Origin of the sequence: Streptomyces corchorusii, assembly GCF_001514055.1 — a bacterium.
Taxonomy (GTDB): Bacteria; Actinomycetota; Actinomycetes; order Streptomycetales; family Streptomycetaceae; genus Streptomyces; species Streptomyces olivaceoviridis.
This window is the reverse complement of sequence record NZ_KQ948353.1, coordinates 422,789-440,347: the sequence shown is the minus strand read 5'-3', so window position 1 is coordinate 440,347 and position 17,559 is coordinate 422,789. Positions and strand designations below refer to the sequence as shown.

Here is a 17,559-nt window from a genome sequence, read left to right as displayed (position 1 = left end):
CGACCGCCCGCCCCCGCCCCACCCCAGCTCACCCGAACCGAACCCCCGAGGAGACCGGCATGGACGAGAACACCCGCTACCAGGTGCTGCGCAACGACGAGGAGCAGTACTCCCTCTGGCCCGTCGACATCGAGGTGCCCGCCGGCTGGCAGCCCGTCGGCAAGGAGGGCACCGAGGCCGAGTGCTCCGCGTACGTCGACGAGGTCTGGACCGACATGCGGCCCAAGAGCCTGCGCGAGCGCATGGAGAACGCCGGCGCCTGACGCCCCGCGCGTCCACCACGACCCACACGCCGGGCCGCCCGCACCGGGCCGGCCCGGCGTCTCCCCCCACTCCTCCCCCCCCCACGCGTCGCCGGTCACCCGGCACCCGCCGCACCGCATCACTCCCGAGGAGTCCGCCTTGACGTCCGTCACGACCCCCGTCCTGCGCACCGAACGCCTGGAGTTCCTCCCCTACCGCCCCGAACACGAGGACGCCTTCGTCGCCCTGCTGCGCGACGAGGAGGTGTGCCGCTGGATGGGCCAGGAACGCGTGCCCGAACCGCAGATCCGCGAGCTGTTCCGCGCCATCCTCACCGACATCTACCCCCAGCGCCGCTTCGACGTGTGGGGCCTGTGGCACGAGGGCGTCTACGTCGGCCACGCGGAGGTGAAGCCGACCGGCAACGTCGACGGCCACGAACTCGTCACCGCGCTCGCCCCCGGACACTGGGGGCGCGGACTGGGCGGCGAGGCGGTGCGCGGCCTCCTGCGTCACGCCGCCGACGATCTCGGGCTCACCGAGGCGTACGGCATGGTCGGCGCCGACAACACCGCGAGCCTGGCCATGTGCCGCCGCCTGGGCTTCCGCCACGTCCGGGACGTCGTCGCGGACGACGGCACGGTGACCAAGCTGGTGGTCGTCTCGACCGGGAAGCCCGGGAACTCTGGGAAGCCCGGGGAAGGGGCAGACACCGAGGGCGCGGGCGCGGCGCCGGCGGTGGAGGATCCCGTGTGAGCCCCGGGGCCGTCTGACACGGCCGACGCCGCTTCCGACGAACCGCGGCCGGGAGGCGGCCCCGCGTGGCTGTCCATCTCGGCCGGCGCCCGTCCGACAGGGCAGACGGCGGGAGGCGGTCCCGCCTGGCCGCCTGCCGTAGCCGACACCCTGTCCGGCGGGCCCGGCTGGGGCGTTCCCGCTGGGTATGTCGCGGCCGGTGCCTGCGCGGCAGGTTCGGTGGGAGCCGACGGTTTCCCTCAGCAGGCTGGCCGCAGGTGGCCCCGCCAGGCGTGGTGCCGGCGCGCCCGTCGCGGGTGTCCGGCCCGACGCGTCGCGCTGTCCACCGCCCGCGTCGCGGTGTCCGCCCCGCCGGTTCCGCCCGTCGTCGTGCCCGCCGCGCCCCGCTCTTCGCGACTCCCGCCTCGCCCGTCGCGTCGCCCGTTCCACCCGTCGCGACCCCCGTCTCACCCGCGCGTCGCCCGCCCCACCCGCGTCCGCCCGCCCGTGGTCACCCTCGGCCAGGGCAGCCGGACGGCGTCCGTTCAGCGCGCTTCACAGGGGCTGCGCAGGCGGCTGATACGCGCTGTAATGGCGACGTGGTGAGTGAGGGCGCTGCGATCAGCGGGACGCGGACGGCGCCGGAGCGTGCCGAAGCCGCCCTCGCGTCGCTGATGGCGTCCCCGGCCACCCCCGACCGGCTCCGCCGGGTGCTGGAACAGGCGCTCGTGTTCGCCGGTGCGTCCTTCGCCGGGGTGTACACGCCCGGCCACGACGCCACGCAGCTCTGCCTCGCCGAGTCGGCCGGTCTGCCCCGCACGCTGTACGGCCTCAGGGACTGCTATCCGGTCGCCGGCGCCTCCCCGGTCGCCGAGGCGCACCGCACCGGACGCCCGCGCTGGCTCGGCCCCGCCGAACTGGCCGCCGCCCCGGACTCCCGCCGTACCCCGTCCCCGGACTTCTCCGTGGCCGTCCTGCCGCTCGGTCCCGCCGGCGGCGGCTGTCTGCTGGCCGTGGGCGAGCACCCGGGCGGCTTCGGCACCGACGACCGGACCAGCCTGGAGCTGATCGCCCGCGCCGTGGCCGTACCCGCCCCGGTCGTCGCCGGGGACACCGGCGAGCTGCCCGAGGACGCCTTCAGCCTGACCATGGACACCGGCCGGGTGGAGGTCGGCGAGGCGATCCTGCGGCTGTTCGGGGTCGACCGGGAGAGCTTCGACGGTCGCGTGGAGACCCTGCTCGGCCGCGCGGTGCCGGAGGATGTGCCCGCGCTGATGTCGGTGGTCGAGGCCGACCACATGTCCATCGGCGACCGCGAGCTGGAGTTCCGCATCCTTCAGCCCGCCGGCCCGCCCAGGTGGCTGCGGCTGCGCGGCCGGCTGCTGCCCGGCGGCGAGGGCCGCTCCGCCCGGCTCGTCGGCACCGTCGCCGACGCCTCCAGCCTGCGCTCCGACGTCACCGACGTCGCCCGCGTGCAGCGCCTGGCCGCCGCCCTCGCCACCGCCGGCACCGTCAAGGACGTGGGGCAGGCCGTCGTGGCCGCCCTGCGCAAGCCGCTGCGGGCCGACCGGATCGCGCTGGCCGAACTGGAGAACGACCGGCTGGTCGTCACCGTCCTCGACCCGCCCGAGCCCGAGGCCTGGCCCGAGGTGTGGCGCAGCGAGTGGCGCACCGAATGGCCCGACGCGCCGGTGCGCGCCATGCCCACCCTGGCCGCCGCGCTGCGCGAGGGCCGCGCCAGGATCTGGCCCGCCGGCTCGGCGCTGGAGCCCGCGCTCGCCGAGGTCGGCCCGGGCGGCCTCGCCGTGCTGCCGCTGCCCGCCGGCAGCCGCATGGCCGGCGCCTGCCTGGTCGGCTGGGACCGCCCGCACGACTTCGCCCCCGACGAACGCGCCCTGCTCACCGCCTGCGCCGGCCTGACCGGCCAGGCCCTGCTGCGTGCCCACGCCTTCGACGCCGAGCACGAACTCGTCGGCATGCTCCAGCGCACCCTGCTGCCCCGCCGGCTGCCCCGGCTGCCCGGCGCGGTCGCCGTCGCCCGCTACCTGCCCACCACGGCCGGTCTGGAGGTGGGCGGCGACTGGTACGACGTGATCCCGCTGGCCGACAACCACGTCGCCCTGGTGATCGGCGACGTCCAGGGCCACAACGCGGGCGCCGCCACCCTGATGGGCCAGATGCGCACCGCGCTGCGCGCCTACGCGGCCGAGGGACACGCCCCGGACGTGGTCGTGGCACACGCCAACCGGCTGCTGCTGGACATGGAGACCGACCTCTTCGCCACCTGCGCCTACGTCGACGTCGACGTGGAGCAGGGCACCGCCTGGTGCGTCCGCGCCGGGCACGTGCAACCGGTGCTGCGCCACCCGGACGGCACCGCCGAGATCGTGCGGGCGGAGGGCGGCCCACCGCTCGGGGTCCTCGCCCAGGGCGAGTTCCCGATGACCCCGCTGCGGCTCCAGCCCGGTACGGTGATCGCGCTGACCACCGACGGCCTGGTGGAGTCCCCGGACACCGACCTCGACGACGGCATGGACCGGCTGGCCCGCGCACTGTCCGCCGCCGACCCCGCCCACCTCGGCCAGGTCGCCGACGCCCTGCTCACCGGCGCGCACCGCGGCGACGACGTGGCGCTGCTGCTGATGCGCTACGACGGACTGGCCGTACGCCCGCGCCGGGAGAGCTGGACGGTGTGGCGGGTGCCGGAGGCGGTCCGGCACGCCCGCCGCTTCACCCGGCGCACGCTGCGCGCCTGGGGACTGTCCCGGGACACGATCGACGTGGCCCTGCTGGTCGTCTCCGAACTCGTCACCAACGCCCTGGTGCACACCGGCGGCCAGGTCCGGCTCGACCTCAGCCTGGTCAACCACCGGCTGCGGCTCGCCGTCGCCGACTCCTCCCCGCGCAGCCCCGTCAAGCCCACCAGCATCGGCTGGGAGGCCACCGGCGGGCGGGGCATCCTGCTGGTGGAGGCGGTGTCGGCGGCCTGGGGCACGGTCCCGGTCAGCGGCGGCAAACAGGTCTGGGCGGACCTCGTACCCGACCCCTGACCCGCCACTCGGGTACGGGTGGCGGTGATCCCGGCAGGTCGCGGCGGGCCCGCGTCCCGGACCTGCCTAGGGTCGGTTGGCGTGTCGCACACCTTCGAAGAACTGGTCGCCAAGCAGCGCGCGGCCACCGCCGCCCACGCCCAGGTGCAGGAACTGCGGGACGCCTACGGCCCGCCGGCCGAGCGGCGGATGACCGGCGCCCAGTCGGGCACCTACGAGACCGCCCTGCGCGCCTGGCGGGACCTCGCCCGCGATGTGCAGACGGCGGTGAGCGAGTACGCCCGGCAGACCGGCCGGCCACGGGCCGAGGTCGAGGCCGAGGTGGAACGCGCGGCGGCGGAGGAGACGGACTGATCCACGGGCGGGCCCGGTCGTGACCCGCGGCGGCCTCGGCCATGTCCCAGGGACGCACCTGGCCATGACCGGCCAGGGACGCACCTGGCCATGACCCGCCCAGACCGCACTTGGCCATGACCCACGGCCGCACCCGGCCACGACCCACGGCCGCACCCGGCCACGACCCGCGGCCGGACTCGCCAAGATCCACGCCGGGGCTTTGCCAGTGCCCACGCCCGCGCCTCGCGGGGGCCGGTCCGAGGGGCTGCCGGGCCGCCGGCCTGCCGGTTCGTGCGGGGTCGCGCATCCGTCGCGCCGCGCCGGGTACCCGGCGCTCATGGACACTGCCATGTACGAAGCGGCCACGGGCGCCCAGGTCTTCGGTTACGCCCTGATCCTGATCGCCGGTGTGGCCTGCGTCGCGGGACTCATGTGGGCCTTCCGGCTGGGCTTCAAGGTGCGCGAGCGGGAACCGGCGCCGCCGCGGCCCGACGAACAGCCGAAGATGCCGCCGTCGGGGCCGGTCCACGAGACCCGCGAGGTCCGTGAGCCCGACGAGGTGCCCCGGGCCACCGACGAGAGCGAGCGCCTCACCCCCCACCAGCTCGGCAACGTCGGCACCAAGCGCGCCGACGACCAGCGCCGCCCCCGCTGGTCGCCCGGGTCGAGCGGGTCCTTCGGCGGTGGCGGCGGCGGTCGCACCTGACCCGGTGCGGCACCGCCGCGTTTGCGGGCCGCCCGGCCCGGGGACCCGGCCGGGCACACAGCACACCCCGGGCCGGGCGGTCCGGCGAACGGCGCCCGCGGCGAGCGGGACGCAGAAGGAAGATGAACGACGTGACCGCGCATGCCAGCGAGAAACCGGCCGTACCCCACGCGGAGACGGGCTGGGCCCAGGCCCGCCGTCGGCGGAACCGGGGAGTGCGCACCTGCGTGCCCGCCGTCCTGGACCGCGCCCGCGCGCAGCGGCAGGGCCCGGACCTTGAGGACAACATCGTGCGCGGCGAGGACTGACCGCCGGGGCGGGGCCGCACGCCGGCACGCTCGGCGGTCATACTCCGATCATGAACCTGCTCGTCACCGGCGCCGCCGGCTTCATCGGCTCCCACTACGTCCGCGGACTCCTCGCCGACGACGCGCCGGACGCACCGCACGTGACCGTGCTGGACAGACTCACCTACGCCGGCACGCTCACCAACCTCCCCGTCGGCCACCCCCGGCTGGACTTCGTCCACGGGGACGTCTGTGACGCCGACCTGGTCGGCGAACTGATGGCGGACGCCGACCAGGTGGTGCACTTCGCCGCCGAGTCGCACGTCGACCGGTCGATCGAGGGGGCCGGGGAGTTCGTCCGCACCAATGTGCTGGGCACCCAGACCCTGCTGGACGCGGCCCTGCGGCACGGCACCGGCCCGTTCGTGCACGTCTCCACCGACGAGGTCTACGGCTCCATCCGGGCCGGCTCGTGGTCCGAGACGCATCCGCTCGCGCCGAATTCGCCGTACGCCGCGTCGAAGGCCGCCGCCGACCTCATGGCCCTCGCCCACCACCGCACCCACGGCCTGGACGTCCGGATCACCCGCTGCTCCAACAACTACGGCCCGCGCCAGTTCCCCGAGAAGGTGATCCCGCTCTTCGTGACCAACCTGCTCGACGGACTGCCCGTCCCGCTGTACGGCGACGGGCGCCACGTCCGCGACTGGCTGCACGTCGACGACCACTGCCACGGCATCGACCTGGTCCGCACCCAGGGCCGCCCCGGCGAGGTGTACCACCTCGGGGGCGGCACGGAGCTGACCAACAAGGAACTGACCGGCCTGCTGCTTGAGGCGTGCGGCGCGGGCTGGGAGCACGTGGTGCACGTGCCCGACCGCAAGGGCCACGACCTGCGCTACTCGCTCGACTGGAGCAAGGCCCGCGACGAACTCGGCTACCGGCCGCGCCGTGACTTCACCACGGGCCTCGCCGAGACGGTCGCCTGGTACCGCGCCCACCGGTCCTGGTGGGAGCCGCTCAAGGCGCGCGCCGCGCGCTGAGCCGACGGTCAGGCGTGGGTCTTGGCCAGCAGTTCCAGGACCTCGGCCGTCGTGCCGGTCTCGCCGAGCCGCGGGAAGATGCGCTCGACGCTGTTCGCGTGCGCCTCGCCGTCGGCGTCGGCCATGGCGTCCGTGGCGAGGGTGACGTGGTAGCCGTGCGCGTAGGCGTCACGGGCGGTGGACTCGACGCCGATGCTGGTGGCGATGCCGGTCAGCACGATCTGCGTGATGCCGCGGCGGCGCAGCTGGACGTCCAGGTCGGTGCCGTGGAAGGCGCTCCAGTTGTGCTTGGTGACGCGGATGTCGCCGGGGTGTCCGGACAGGTCGTCGACGACGACGTCCCAGCCCTCCGGGAAGGCGAGACCGCGCGGCTGGCGCTCGGTGCGGCCGGGGACGGCGTCCGCCCCGTCCGGCGCGAAGGAGACCCGGACCAGGACCACGGGCAGCCCGTGGGAGCGGAAGGCGTCGGCGAGCGCGGCCGTGCGGGAGACGACCTCGGCGCCCGTGCCGGGCTGGGTCGGCATGGCCACGATGCCGTTCTGGAGGTCGATCGCGACGAGGGCGGTGCGGGGGTCGAGCGTGGTGAGCGACATGGGTCGGTCAGGCCTTTCGGGTGTCTCGGGGGGTCAGCCGGCCGAGGGATCGGTCGGGCAGGGTCGTCGCCAGCAGCAGTGCGGAGCCGGCGAGCATGAACAGGGCCAGGCCGTGCAGCCCGGTCGTGTCGGCGCGGTGCGGGTAGAACGCCGCGGTGGCGGCGGACGCGCCCAGCGCGCCGAGGTACATGAAGGTCCGCAGCAGCCCGGCGGCGGAGGCGATCCGCTCCGGCTCGGCCTGCCGGTACAGCGCGGTCTGCGTGGCCAGGCCGATCAGCCCCTGCGGGACGCCGAGCAGCACACCGACCCCGAGCAGCAGCCAGAACGGGCTGCGGTCGCCGATCAGGAGCAGCACCGCGCAGCCCGCGAGCTGGAGGACGGAACCGCAGACGAGCTTGGCGCGCACCGCCTCGCGGCGCCCCGTCAGCGCGGAGGCGGTGAGCGCCGCCGCCGACAGCGGCAGCAGCGCGAGCCCGGCCGTGGAGGCGCCGAGCCCGCGGCCCTGCTCCAGCCACTGCGTGTAGCCGTACATGAAGGCGTAGGCCGTGGTGTAGCCGAGCAACTGGCGCAGGTACGTGGCGAGCAGCGGGCCGTTGCCGCCGAGGACGCGCAGGTCGATGAACGGGTCCGGCACCCTCAGCTCCCGCAGCGCGAAGCCCGCGGCGGCCACGGCGGACAGCACCGGCAGGTACCAGCGGCCGGCCCGCGGCTCCATCAGGAACAGCATCAGCGCGACCAGCAGGACGGCGAACAGCGCCATCCCGGGCACGTCCAGGCCGCGCCGCCGGGTCGCGGACCGGGGCAGCCGCAGCGCGCCGAGCACCAGACAGGCCGCCGACAGCGGCACGTTCACGGTGAAGACGGCCCGCCAGCCGCCCAGTTGGATCAGCAGCCCGCCGAGCGCGGGCCCGACGACGGCCACCGTCTGGTTGGCGACGGCGAGGGCGGTCAGCACGCCCGCCGGGCTGTCCTGCCCGGTGCGTTCGGCCTCGGCGCGGGTCAGCCGCATCGCCGCCGGGTACGCCGCCGACGTGCCGAGGCCCAGCAGCACCCGGGCCGCGATCAGCGCGCCGAGCGAGGGGGCGAGCGCGCCGAGCAGACCGGCGACGCCGACCAGGGCCGTACCGGCGAGGTAGAGCCTGCGCGGGCCGTACATGTCCACCAGGCGGCCGATGACGGGCTGGCCGACGGCGGTGGCCACGTAGAGCGCCGAGACCAGCCACACCGTCTCGGCGGGCGGGGCGCCGAACGCCACGCCGATCGGCACGAGCGCCACGGCGATCATCGAGGAGTTGACCGGGTTCAGGACCGAGCCGAGCACCATCGGCGGGATGAGCCGGCGGTCGAATCCGGCGGGGGAGGGGCCGGCGGTCCGGGCCCGCGCGGTGAGCCTCGGTATCACGACCGGGACAGCCGTTCCATCAGCTCCAGGGCCGCGAGGACGGTCTGCCGCTCCTCCTCGGTGTAGCGGTCCTGGAAGGCGCGGGCCAGCCACTCCTCACGCACCTGCCTGTTCCCCTCGACACGGGCCCGGCCGCCGTCGGTCAGGGTGACGAGCTGGCGGCGCCCGTCGTCGGGGTCGGGGGCACGGCGGATCAGGCCGTGCTGCTCCAGGGCGGCCAGCGTGGTGGCCATGGACTGCGGGCGCACCCCCTCCGCGGCGGCGAGGGCGCTCGCGGTGGCCGCGCCGTGCTTGCCGACCAGGGTGAGCGCCGACTCCTGTGAGGGGCTGAGGTCGGCGTCCTGCGCCACCTCGCGGATGCGGCGCCGCAGCCTGCTGAACACGACGCGCAGATCGCGCGCGGCACGGGCGGCGGAGTCGGAGATGTCAGCCATGCCGCCAGGCTAGGGCCGACAGCACGGACTGTCCAGTTGGAACTGTTCAGTTTTGACTGTCTATTTGCCGGGGTACCCGCCGGACCTCGGAGAGCGCGGCAGGCCCCCAGGCCGATGCCCGCACGGAGCGAATCGAGGAGCGCAGATGACCCCTCCGGACAGGTCCGGCCTGGAGGCGGCCCTGAGCGCCGAGGTGGACGGCGAGGTCCGCTTCGACGCGGGCAGCCGCGGCGCCTACGCCACGGACGGTTCGAACTACCGGCAGGTCCCGCTGGGCGTCGTCGTCCCCCGCACCGTCGAGGCGGGCGCCCGGGCGGTCTCGGTCTGCGCGCGTTTCGACGCCCCCGTCCTCTCCCGCGGCGGCGGCACCAGCCTGGCCGGACAGTCCACCAACACCGCCGTGGTGATCGACTGGAGCAAGTACTGCACCGGGGTGCTCTCCGTCGACCCGGAGCGGCGCACCTGCGTGGTGGAGCCCGGCATCGTCCTGGACGAACTCAACCGGCACCTCGCCCGCCACAAGCTCCAGTTCGGCCCCAAACCGTCCACCCACACCCACTGCGCGCTCGGCGGCATGATCGGCAACAACTCCTGCGGCGCCTCCGCCCAGGCCTACGGCAAGACCGTCGACAACGTCCGGCGCCTGGAGATCCTCACCTACGACGGACAGCGCGCCTGGGTCGGCCCCACCCCGCCCGACGAGCGCGCCCGGATCATCGCCGGCGGCGGCCGGCTCGCCGAGATCTACACCGGCCTCGACCGCATCGCCACCGAGTACCTGGCCGACATCCGCCGCGGCTACCCCAAGATCCCCCGCCGTGTCTCCGGCTACAACCTGGACTCCCTGCTGCCCGAGAACGGCTTCGACGTCGCCAAGGCGCTCGTCGGCAGCGAGGGCACCCTGGTGACCGTCCTGCGCGCCGAACTCGACCTCGTGCCCGTGCCGCCGTACCAGTCGCTGCTCGTCCTCGGCTACGACGACATCTGCGCCGCCGCCGACGACGTCCCCCACCTGCTGGAGCACTGCTCGCCCAGCCAACTGGAGGCCCTGGACGGGCGCATGGCCCAGCTGATGCGCGAGGAAGGCGCCTACCTGGACTCCCTCGGCAACCTGCCCGAGGGCGACAGCTGGCTGATGGTGCTGTACAGCGGCGACAGCCAGGAGGACGTCGACGCACAGGCGCACGCGCTGCTGCGGGCCATCGGCCGCGGCGAGAAGGACGCGAACGTCGCCTTCTCCGACGACATCGCACGCGAGCAGAAGATGCTCAAGGCCCGCGAGGCCGGCCTCGGTGTGACCGCACGCCCGCCGGACGACCGGGAGACCTGGGAGGGCTGGGAGGACTCCGCCGTACCCCCCGAACGGCTCGGCGACTACCTGCGCGACCTGAAGGACCTGTTCGCCGAGTTCGACTACGACCACCCGTCCCTGTACGGGCACTTCGGGCAGGGCTGCGTGCACACCCGCATCCCCTTCGGGCTGAAGACCGCCGAGGGCGTGGCCGGCTTCCGGCGGTTCGTGGAGCGGGCCGCCGACCTCGTCGCCTCCTACGGCGGCTCGCTCTCCGGCGAGCACGGCGACGGCCAGTCCCGGGGCGAACTGCTCACCCGGATGTTCGGGGAACGGCTCGTCACCGCGTTCGGCGAACTGAAGGCCCTCTTCGACCCCGGCAACCGGATGAACCCCGGCAAGGTCGTCCACCCCAACCCCGTCGACGGACAGCTGCGGCTCGGCCCCACCTGGCGGCCCGCCACCCCGAAGACCCACTTCGGCTACCCCGAGGACGACCACTCCTTCAACCGCGCCGTGATGCGCTGCGTCGGCATCGGCAACTGCCGCGGCCACTCCGGCGGCGTCATGTGCCCCTCCTACCGGGCCACCATGGAGGAGGAGCACTCCACCCGCGGCCGGGCCCGGCTGCTGTTCGAGATGCTCGACGGGCACGCCGACTCCGCCGTCAAGGACGGCTGGCGCTCCACCGCCGTACGCGACGCCCTCGACCTCTGCCTGGCCTGCAAGGGCTGCAAGTCCGACTGCCCCACCGGCGTCGACATGGCCACCCTCAAGGCCGAGTTCATGTCCCACCACTACGCGGGACGGCCGCGCCCCATGGCCCACTACTCCATGGGCTGGCTGCCCCTGTGGGCCCGGCTCTCCCGGACCGCTCCGTCCCTGGTCAACTCCGCGCTGCACGCGCCCGGCCTCGCGTCCCTGGGCAAGCGGCTCGCCGGGATCGACGAGGCCCGCCCGGCACCGGTGTTCGCCGCGCAATCCTTCCTCCAGTGGTGGCGGGCCCGCGACCGGGAGGAGCCCGACCCGGCCGACCCGCGCACCGTCGTACTGTGGCCCGACACCTTCAGCACCTACTTCCACCCCTCCCTCGCGATCTCGGCCGTACGGGTCCTGGAGGACGCCGGCTTCCGGATCGCCGTCCCGTCCAAACCCGTGTGCTGCGGCCTCACCTGGATCTCCACCGGCCAACTGCCCACCGCCAAGCGGGTGCTGCGCCACACCCTCGACATGCTGCGCCCCTATCTGGACGCCGGCACCCCGGTGATCGGCCTGGAACCCTCCTGCACCGCCGTCTTCCGCGCCGACGCCCCCGAGCTGATGCCCGGCGACCAGGACGTGGAACGGCTCGCCGCCCAGACCCGCACCTTCGCCGAACAGCTCGTCCACCACGCCCCCGACGGCTGGCGGCCCCCGCAGCTCGCCCGGCAGGCCACCGTGCAGACCCACTGCCACCAGCACGCCGTCATGAAGTTCGACGCCGACCGCGAACTGATGCGCCGCGCCCACCTCGACGCCGAGGTGCTCGACGAGGGCTGCTGCGGCCTGGCCGGCAACTTCGGCTTCGAACGCGGCCACCACGAGGTGTCCATGGCCGTCGCGGAACTGGGCGTCCTGCCCGCCGTGCGCGGGGCCGCCCCGGACAGCCTCGTCCTCGCCGACGGCTTCAGCTGCCGCACCCAGATCGAACAGGGCGGCACCGGGCGCCGCGCCCTGCACCTCGCCGAGGTCCTCGCGCTCGCCCTCGACGGCAACCTGCCCAGCGACCACCCGGAGCGGCTCGCCGACCGTCCCGCCGAACCGTCCCGCACGGCCCGCTGGGCGACCACCGCCTCCCTGGCCGCCCTCTCCCTGGGCGCCGTGGCCGGACTGCGGCAACTGAGGAGGTGACCATGAGCGACCCGCCGGCCGTCGAGGCCGTGGACACACCGCGTACGCAGGAGGAGAGGAACATGCCCCCCACCGTCGTCATCACCGGCGCCAGCGCCGGCATCGGCCGCGCCACCGCCCGCCTGTACGCCCGGCGCGGCGCCGACGTCGTCCTGGTCGCACGCGGCGAGGGCGGCCTGGAGGCCGCGGCCGACGAGGTCGCGGCGCTCGGCGGACGGCCCCTGGTACGCCCCGCCGACGTGGCCGACCCGGCCCAGACGGAGGCCGTCGCCGAGGCCGCGGAGAAGGAGTTCGGTCCCATCGACACCTGGATCAACTGCGCCTTCGCCAGCGTCTTCGCGCCGTTCGAGGAGATCACCCCCGAGGAGTACCGGCGGATCACCGAGGTGACCTACCTCGGCTTCGTCAACGGCACCCGCTCCGCCCTGAAGCGCATGCTCCCCCGCGACCAGGGCACGATCGTGCAGGTCGGCTCCGCGCTCGGGGAACGGTCGATCCCGCTCCAGTCGGCGTACTGCGGAGCCAAGCACGCCATCAACGGCTTCACCTCCTCCCTGCGCACGGAACTGCTGCACCGCGGCAGCAACGTCCGCGTCACCGTCGCCCAGATGCCCGCCGTCAACACCCCCCAGTTCGAATGGGTCCGCTCCCGCCTCGCCAAGCACCCCATGCCGGTCCCGCCGATCTACCAGCCCGAGGTGGCCGCGCGGGGCGTGCTGTACGCCGCCGACCACCCGGGCCGCAAGCAGTACTACGTCGGCGCGTCCACCGTCGCCACCATCTGGGCCAACCGGTTCGCCCCGGCGCTGCTCGACCGCTACCTGGCCCGCACCGGCTACGACGCCCAGCAGACCGACCGCGTCCCGCCCGCCGGCCTGGACAACCTCTTCGAACCGGTCGACCGCGAGCCCGCCGACGACCAGGGCGCCCACGGTTCCTTCGACGACACCGCCCACGCCCGCTCCTGGCAGGAGACCCTGCTCCGGCACCCCGCCGCCACCGCCCTCGGCGCGGGCGCCGCGCTGCTCGGCACCGTACGCGGCATCCGCCGCCTGACCTCCTCCTCCGCATAGGCTGGCGAGGTGCGCCTGCTGCTCATGTCCGACACGCACCTGCCCAAGCGCGCCAAGGCGCTCCCGGAGCAGCTGCTCGACGAACTCCCGCGCGCGGACGTCGTGTTCCACGCCGGGGACTGGGTCGACACCGCCACCCTCGACCTGCTGGAGAGCCGCAGCCGCCGGCTGGTCGGTGTGTACGGCAACAACGACGGCCCCGAGCTGCGCGCCCGGCTCCCCGAAGTGGCCCGCGCCGACCTGGGCGGCCTGCGCTTCGGGGTCGTCCACGAGACCGGCCCCGCCCAGGGCCGCGAGGCCCGCTGCGCCGCCCGCTTCCCCGACCTGGACGTCCTGGTCTTCGGGCACAGCCACATCCCCTGGGACACCACCGCCCCCGGCGGCCTGCGCCTGCTCAACCCCGGCTCCCCGACGGACCGCCGCCGCCAGCCCCACTGCACGTACCTCACGGCCACGGTCGCCGACGGAGCCCTCACCGACGTCACCCTGCACCGGCTGCCGCGACGGTAGCCGGTGCGGAGCGCCGGTCAGCCCCAGCCGACGCTCTCCAGCTGTGGCAGGATGCGCCGGTGATCTCCAGCTCCGGCATACCCGCCGTCGTCCCCCCGGGCCGCCTCGCCGAACCCGGCCAGCCCGTACTGCCGCTGGCCGATGGCCTGGAACTGCGGCCCTGGCAGCTGACCGACGCCGACGCGGACGCCCTGCTCGCCGCAGGGCAGGACCCGGACATCAGCAGGTGGAACCTCTTCTCCGTCGCCGACCGCGCGGAGGCCAGGGCGCGGATCGAGCGCCTGCACGCGCGCCGGCGGGCCGAGACCGGTGCCATCTGGGCCATCGCCCCCCACGGCGGCGCGGCCGTGGGCCTCGCCGGGCTCAACGCCGTCGACCTCGCCGCCGGCACCGCCGAAGTCCTCTACTGGGTGCTGCCCCCGGCGCGCGGAACGGGTCTCGCCGTCCGGGCGGCGCGCCGGCTGAGCCGGTGGGCCCTGGACGACCTCGGTCTGCACCGCCTGGTCCTGTGCCACTCCGTCGCCAATCCGGCGTCCTGCCGGGTCGCCGAGAAGGCCGGATTCCGCTACGAGGGCACCCAGCGCAGCGCCCTGCTGCACGCCGACGGCTGGCACGACCAGCACCTGCACGCGCGCGTGGCCGGAGACCCCGACTAGGGCGCGTGTCGAGCAGGGTCCGCGGTGAGTGCGTCCCTGAGGGCCGCCCGGGAGGCGACCCCCAGCTTGGGATAGATCTGGTACAGGTGGGCGCCGACGGTGCGGGGCGAGATGAAGAACCTCTCGGCGATCTGCTTGTTCGTCAGCCCGGACGCGGCCAGCTCCGCGATCTCGCGTTCCCGCGGGGTGAGTTCCGTCCCCCGCAGGTCGTTCGTGTCCGCCACCTTCGAACCGACGGCGCGCAACTCCCGCACCGCCCGCGCGGTCCAGGGGCGGGCACCCAGCCGCCGGAAGGTGCCGTGCGCGGACCTGAGCGGGCCCTCGGCCTCCGACACGGCCCCGGCACGGCGCAGCCGCTCTCCCCGGGCGAGCTGCACGCGTGCCCGGTCGAAGGGCCACTCGTCTGCACCCGGAGCGGACAGCGCCTCGTTGAAGAATCGTTCCGCCACCTCGTCATCCTCCGCCACGAGGCCCGCTGCGCCGCCCGCCAGCAGCGCCAGCCGGGGAGACAGCGCCTCGACGGTGGACGCGCGCACGGCGCGCACGTGTGCCCTCGCCTCCGCCTGACGACCGGTGCGCAGGGCCGACTCCACGAGGTCGAAGAACACCCACACCGAGGGCTGCGCGTACGGCTCCAGGCTGCCCGCCGGACTGATCGCGTCGGCGTGACGGAAGACCGCTTCGAAATCCCCGGTCGCGCCGTGCGTGAGGACGCGGACGTGATGGGCGTACTGGACGATCGACCGCAAGCCGCGCGGGGACGCCCAGTCCGTCATCCGGTCGGCGAGCATGAGGGCGGTGTCGATGTCGCCGCGGGACGCCGACACCAGCCCCTTGCTGAAGTGGAAGTACCAGGAGAAGAAGCTGTACCCGGAGTCCGTGCACAGCGCCAGCCCCTCGTCGGCCAGCTCGATGGCCTCGTCCCAGCTGCCCGTGTGGTAGCCGTCGAGGCCGAGGTGGAGCAGGACGCCCAGGTGCCGGCGTACCGGACCGCCGTTGCGGCCCTGCCGGACGACACGCCAGGACGGTGCGCGCAGGGCGGACAGGCGGTCCGTGTAGACCGCCGCGGTTCCGACGCGCACGATCCGGGCGGGATCGGTTTCGTCCGTGATGCCGTCGATGATGCGGTCGAACCGCCGCAGCGTCGCCGGCCCGGTGCGAGCGGGGTCCGAGTAGAGCTGCCCGAGGACGGACAGCAGCGCCGGTGGTGCGGGACGCAGCCGGGCGAGCGCGGCGTGGAAGGGGGCCCACAGTTCCGCCCTGGCCCCGTAGATGCACAGCAGCGAGAGGAGGTGCAGCGCGTCGATGAGGGCGGCGTTGCCGGCGTCGTAGCCGTGCGTGCCCTCTTCGATGGCACCGACGAGGAGACGGTGAGCCGTGGTCACGTCACCGTCGCCGTTCAACAGGAGCTGGACCGTGGCGGCGGCGGAGTGCAGCGACCTGCCGTGGTCCGGGTCGGCCCGTCGCGCGTTCTCCAGCAGTTCCGAGGCGCTGCGCAGCGCTCCGGTCGCCTCGGCACCGATGTACGCGGCTTCCGCGAGCCGGCGGGCGCGGTCCGCGCCCAGCGGGCTGAGGTCCGCGGCCCGGGTGAGCGCCGCGATCGCGGCCACGGCGTCTCCGCGGCCGAGGATGCGGTGTGCCGCCTCTTCCAGCCGGGCGGCCACCTGCTCGTCGGGTTCGATCGTCGCCTCTCCCAGGTGCCAGGCCCGGGATTCGGGCCGGCCGCTCAGCACCTGCGCCAGGGCGCGGTGGGCCGCGCGCCGGCTGCTGCTGGTGGCGGCCTCGACCACGGCCGACCGGATCAGCGGATGGCGGAACACCAGCCGGCGGCTGTCCTCGTCCACGCGCACGAGCTGGTCGTGCTCGGCGGGCGCGAGGTCTTCCAGGCCGGTGCTGCCGTCCCACTCCCGCGCCGCACCGCACAGGACACCGATCTCACCGCTGCCTTCCAGGGCGGCCAGCAGCAGCAGCTTCCGCGTGGCGGTGGGCAGGCCGCGGACACGGGACATGAACAGGGACTGGAGGCGTTGGCCGAGCGGCAGGACGGCCGGCAGGGTTTCGAGCGCCGCGCGCTGGCTCGCCCGCAGGGCACGGGGGAGTTCGAGCAGGGCCAGGGGATTGCCCTGCGCGGTGTGCAGCACGCGCCGGCGGACCTGGCGGGCCAGGTGGGGGAAGCGCGCGTCGATCAGACGGGTCGCCGATTCCGTGTCCAGCGGCGGCAGCTCGTACGTCGGCAAGCCGCCGCTCTCGAAGAAGCTGTCGGCGCCGGGGCGCATCGCGGCCAGGAACCTGATGCGGGTACCGGAGAGCCGCCGGGCGACGAAGCCGAACACCGCGGCGCTGGCCCGGTCGACCCAGGGCAGATCGTCGACGATGATCAGCACCGGGCTCCTGGTGGCCGCGGCCTGCAACAGGGCCAGTGCGGCGTTGAGGACGACCAGGCGTTCCGGAGGCTGACCGGCGCCGAATCCGAGGGCGACCCGGAGGGCTTCCCGGTGGGTGCCGTCGAGGGTGTCGAGGACGTCCCGCAGCGGAAGGAACGCCTGGTTGAGTGCCGCGTAGCTGACGTCCGCCTCGAACTGGACGCCGGCGATGCGCAGGACGCAGGTGCCGGTGTCCGCCGCGGACCGCGCGAGGGCGTCCAGGACCACGGTCTTGCCCACGCCCGGGTCCCCGCGCAGCAGCAGGGCCCCGCTGAAACCCGTGTGCGCCAGGAAGCCCGAGACGAGTTCCAGGTCCCGGTCCCGTCCCACCAAGGGCCCGACGGCACCCATCAGCGGCAGGTCATCGAAGCTCACCGAGTGCCCTCCCCGTCGACCGGGGCGCGTCCTTCAGAGCCCGGAACCTCCCGGGCAGAGCCCGGAACCTCGCGGCGAGCGCCATCCGCTTCCCCCGTTTGATGACGTCCAGCAATATGCATACGTGCTGGTGGATCAGGGTCGAGGGTAACAAATCCGACGCGCCCGTTCCGCTGGTGCTGCTCCCTTCCGCCCCCACCCCGCGCCGGGGCCCGCCCGCCGGCTAAGTCGACTTAGAAGCCGACTCCCGGGCCGGTTCCTGGTCGGATGACTCATATCAGGGCGGCGCCGGATGCCTAGGGTGATCACTGCCCCGGCCACCACACTGCCGGGGCGGCCGTACCGCCTCGTCCGACACCTCGCGTCCCACGTACTGGTGCCGCGCCCCGGGAACGCGGCGCACCTCCCGCCGCCACCAGCGCGGGGGCCGGCACATCGCAGTACCCGGAGAAGCCACAGATGATCACCACTTCCCGCACTCCGACGGAGGCGTTCGGCCGTGCCCGACGGCA

General features: G+C 74.4%; 15 protein-coding genes. 11 read left to right on the top strand and 4 right to left on the bottom strand.

Going from position 1 to position 17,559, the window contains the following annotated elements:
- The first annotated feature begins 59 nt into the window (after positions 1–59).
- From AQJ11_RS09170 to rfbB, 7 genes are all read left to right on the top strand, one after another.
- Positions 60–263: an MbtH family protein gene (locus AQJ11_RS09170; RefSeq protein ID WP_014676677.1), complete on the top strand. Its 204-nt coding sequence runs from the start codon at positions 60–62 to the stop codon at positions 261–263.
- A 139-nt stretch (positions 264–402) separates the two neighbouring features.
- Complete coding sequence (locus AQJ11_RS09165) at positions 403–999, top strand: GNAT family N-acetyltransferase (protein WP_059262527.1); 597 nt, start codon at positions 403–405, stop codon at positions 997–999.
- 581 nt (positions 1,000–1,580) lie between these two features.
- Positions 1,581–4,028 carry a SpoIIE family protein phosphatase gene (locus tag AQJ11_RS09160; protein ID WP_059262744.1) on the top strand — a complete coding sequence of 816 codons (2,448 nt, stop codon included), beginning with the start codon at positions 1,581–1,583 and terminating at the stop codon, positions 4,026–4,028.
- Between the two features lie 81 nt (positions 4,029–4,109).
- Positions 4,110–4,382: a hypothetical protein gene (locus tag AQJ11_RS09155; protein WP_014676680.1), complete on the top strand. Its 273-nt coding sequence runs from the start codon at positions 4,110–4,112 to the stop codon at positions 4,380–4,382.
- Positions 4,383–4,701: 319 nt separating this feature from the next.
- Positions 4,702–5,070: a DUF6479 family protein gene (locus AQJ11_RS09150; RefSeq protein WP_237281039.1), complete on the top strand. Its 369-nt coding sequence runs from the start codon at positions 4,702–4,704 to the stop codon at positions 5,068–5,070.
- Between the two features lie 122 nt (positions 5,071–5,192).
- Positions 5,193–5,378, top strand: coding sequence for a hypothetical protein (locus AQJ11_RS09145; RefSeq protein WP_059262526.1), 186 nt, complete (start codon positions 5,193–5,195; stop codon positions 5,376–5,378).
- A gap of 50 nt (positions 5,379–5,428) precedes the next feature.
- Positions 5,429–6,400 (top strand): dTDP-glucose 4,6-dehydratase, encoded by a 972-nt coding sequence (rfbB, locus tag AQJ11_RS09140; RefSeq protein WP_059262525.1) that lies wholly within the window; start codon positions 5,429–5,431, stop codon positions 6,398–6,400.
- An 8-nt stretch (positions 6,401–6,408) separates the two neighbouring features.
- On the opposite strand, the gene AQJ11_RS09135 is transcribed toward rfbB, so the two are convergent.
- From AQJ11_RS09135 to AQJ11_RS09125, 3 genes are read right to left on the bottom strand one after another with little or no spacing between them, the layout of a single operon-like run.
- Positions 6,409–6,993 carry an isochorismatase family protein gene (locus AQJ11_RS09135; protein WP_014676684.1) on the bottom strand — a complete coding sequence of 195 codons (585 nt, stop codon included), beginning with the start codon at positions 6,991–6,993 and terminating at the stop codon, positions 6,409–6,411.
- Positions 6,994–7,000: 7 nt separating this feature from the next.
- The gene (locus AQJ11_RS09130; RefSeq protein WP_014676685.1) at positions 7,001–8,395 is read right to left on the bottom strand and encodes an MFS transporter; all 1,395 of its coding nucleotides are present in this window, start codon (positions 8,393–8,395) and stop codon (positions 7,001–7,003) included.
- The gene (locus AQJ11_RS09125) at positions 8,392–8,829 is read right to left on the bottom strand and encodes a MarR family winged helix-turn-helix transcriptional regulator (protein WP_014676686.1); all 438 of its coding nucleotides are present in this window, start codon (positions 8,827–8,829) and stop codon (positions 8,392–8,394) included. Before AQJ11_RS09125 ends, AQJ11_RS09130 begins: the two co-directional genes overlap by 4 nt.
- Before the next feature lie 145 nt (positions 8,830–8,974).
- Between AQJ11_RS09125 and AQJ11_RS09120 the strand changes: the two genes are divergently transcribed.
- The 4 genes from AQJ11_RS09120 (at position 8,975) to AQJ11_RS09105 (ending at position 14,249) form a co-directional block, all read left to right on the top strand.
- Positions 8,975–12,010, top strand: coding sequence for an FAD-binding and (Fe-S)-binding domain-containing protein (locus AQJ11_RS09120; RefSeq protein ID WP_059262524.1), 3,036 nt, complete (start codon positions 8,975–8,977; stop codon positions 12,008–12,010).
- A 62-nt stretch (positions 12,011–12,072) separates the two neighbouring features.
- The gene (locus tag AQJ11_RS09115; RefSeq protein WP_203349174.1) at positions 12,073–13,083 is read left to right on the top strand and encodes an SDR family oxidoreductase; all 1,011 of its coding nucleotides are present in this window, start codon (positions 12,073–12,075) and stop codon (positions 13,081–13,083) included.
- 9 nt (positions 13,084–13,092) lie between these two features.
- Entirely contained in the window at positions 13,093–13,593 is a 501-nt protein-coding gene (locus tag AQJ11_RS09110) for a metallophosphoesterase family protein (protein WP_059262523.1), read from the top strand.
- A 59-nt stretch (positions 13,594–13,652) separates the two neighbouring features.
- Positions 13,653–14,249, top strand: coding sequence for a GNAT family N-acetyltransferase (locus AQJ11_RS09105; RefSeq protein ID WP_059262522.1), 597 nt, complete (start codon positions 13,653–13,655; stop codon positions 14,247–14,249).
- Here the strand turns inward: AQJ11_RS09105 and AQJ11_RS09100 are convergent.
- The gene (locus tag AQJ11_RS09100) at positions 14,246–17,047 is read right to left on the bottom strand and encodes a helix-turn-helix transcriptional regulator (RefSeq protein WP_059262521.1); all 2,802 of its coding nucleotides are present in this window, start codon (positions 17,045–17,047) and stop codon (positions 14,246–14,248) included. The two genes, AQJ11_RS09105 and AQJ11_RS09100, sit on opposite strands and share 4 nt — an antisense overlap.
- Positions 17,048–17,559 lie beyond the last annotated feature (512 nt).

What these genes read in the sequence shown, in the direction of transcription:
- AQJ11_RS09170 (WP_014676677.1), top strand. Translation starts at nt 60, where the DNA reads ATGGACGAGAACACCCGCTACCAGGTGCTGCGCAACGACGAGGAGCAG.
- AQJ11_RS09150 (WP_237281039.1), top strand. Translation starts at nt 4,702, where the DNA reads ATGGACACTGCCATGTACGAAGCGGCCACGGGCGCCCAGGTCTTCGGT.
- AQJ11_RS09145 (WP_059262526.1), top strand. Translation starts at nt 5,193, where the DNA reads ATGAACGACGTGACCGCGCATGCCAGCGAGAAACCGGCCGTACCCCAC.
- rfbB (WP_059262525.1), top strand. Translation starts at nt 5,429, where the DNA reads ATGAACCTGCTCGTCACCGGCGCCGCCGGCTTCATCGGCTCCCACTAC.
- AQJ11_RS09135 (WP_014676684.1), bottom strand. Translation starts at nt 6,993, where the DNA reads ATGTCGCTCACCACGCTCGACCCCCGCACCGCCCTCGTCGCGATCGAC.
- AQJ11_RS09125 (WP_014676686.1), bottom strand. Translation starts at nt 8,829, where the DNA reads ATGGCTGACATCTCCGACTCCGCCGCCCGTGCCGCGCGCGATCTGCGC.
- AQJ11_RS09120 (WP_059262524.1), top strand. Translation starts at nt 8,975, where the DNA reads ATGACCCCTCCGGACAGGTCCGGCCTGGAGGCGGCCCTGAGCGCCGAG.
- AQJ11_RS09115 (WP_203349174.1), top strand. Translation starts at nt 12,073, where the DNA reads ATGCCCCCCACCGTCGTCATCACCGGCGCCAGCGCCGGCATCGGCCGC.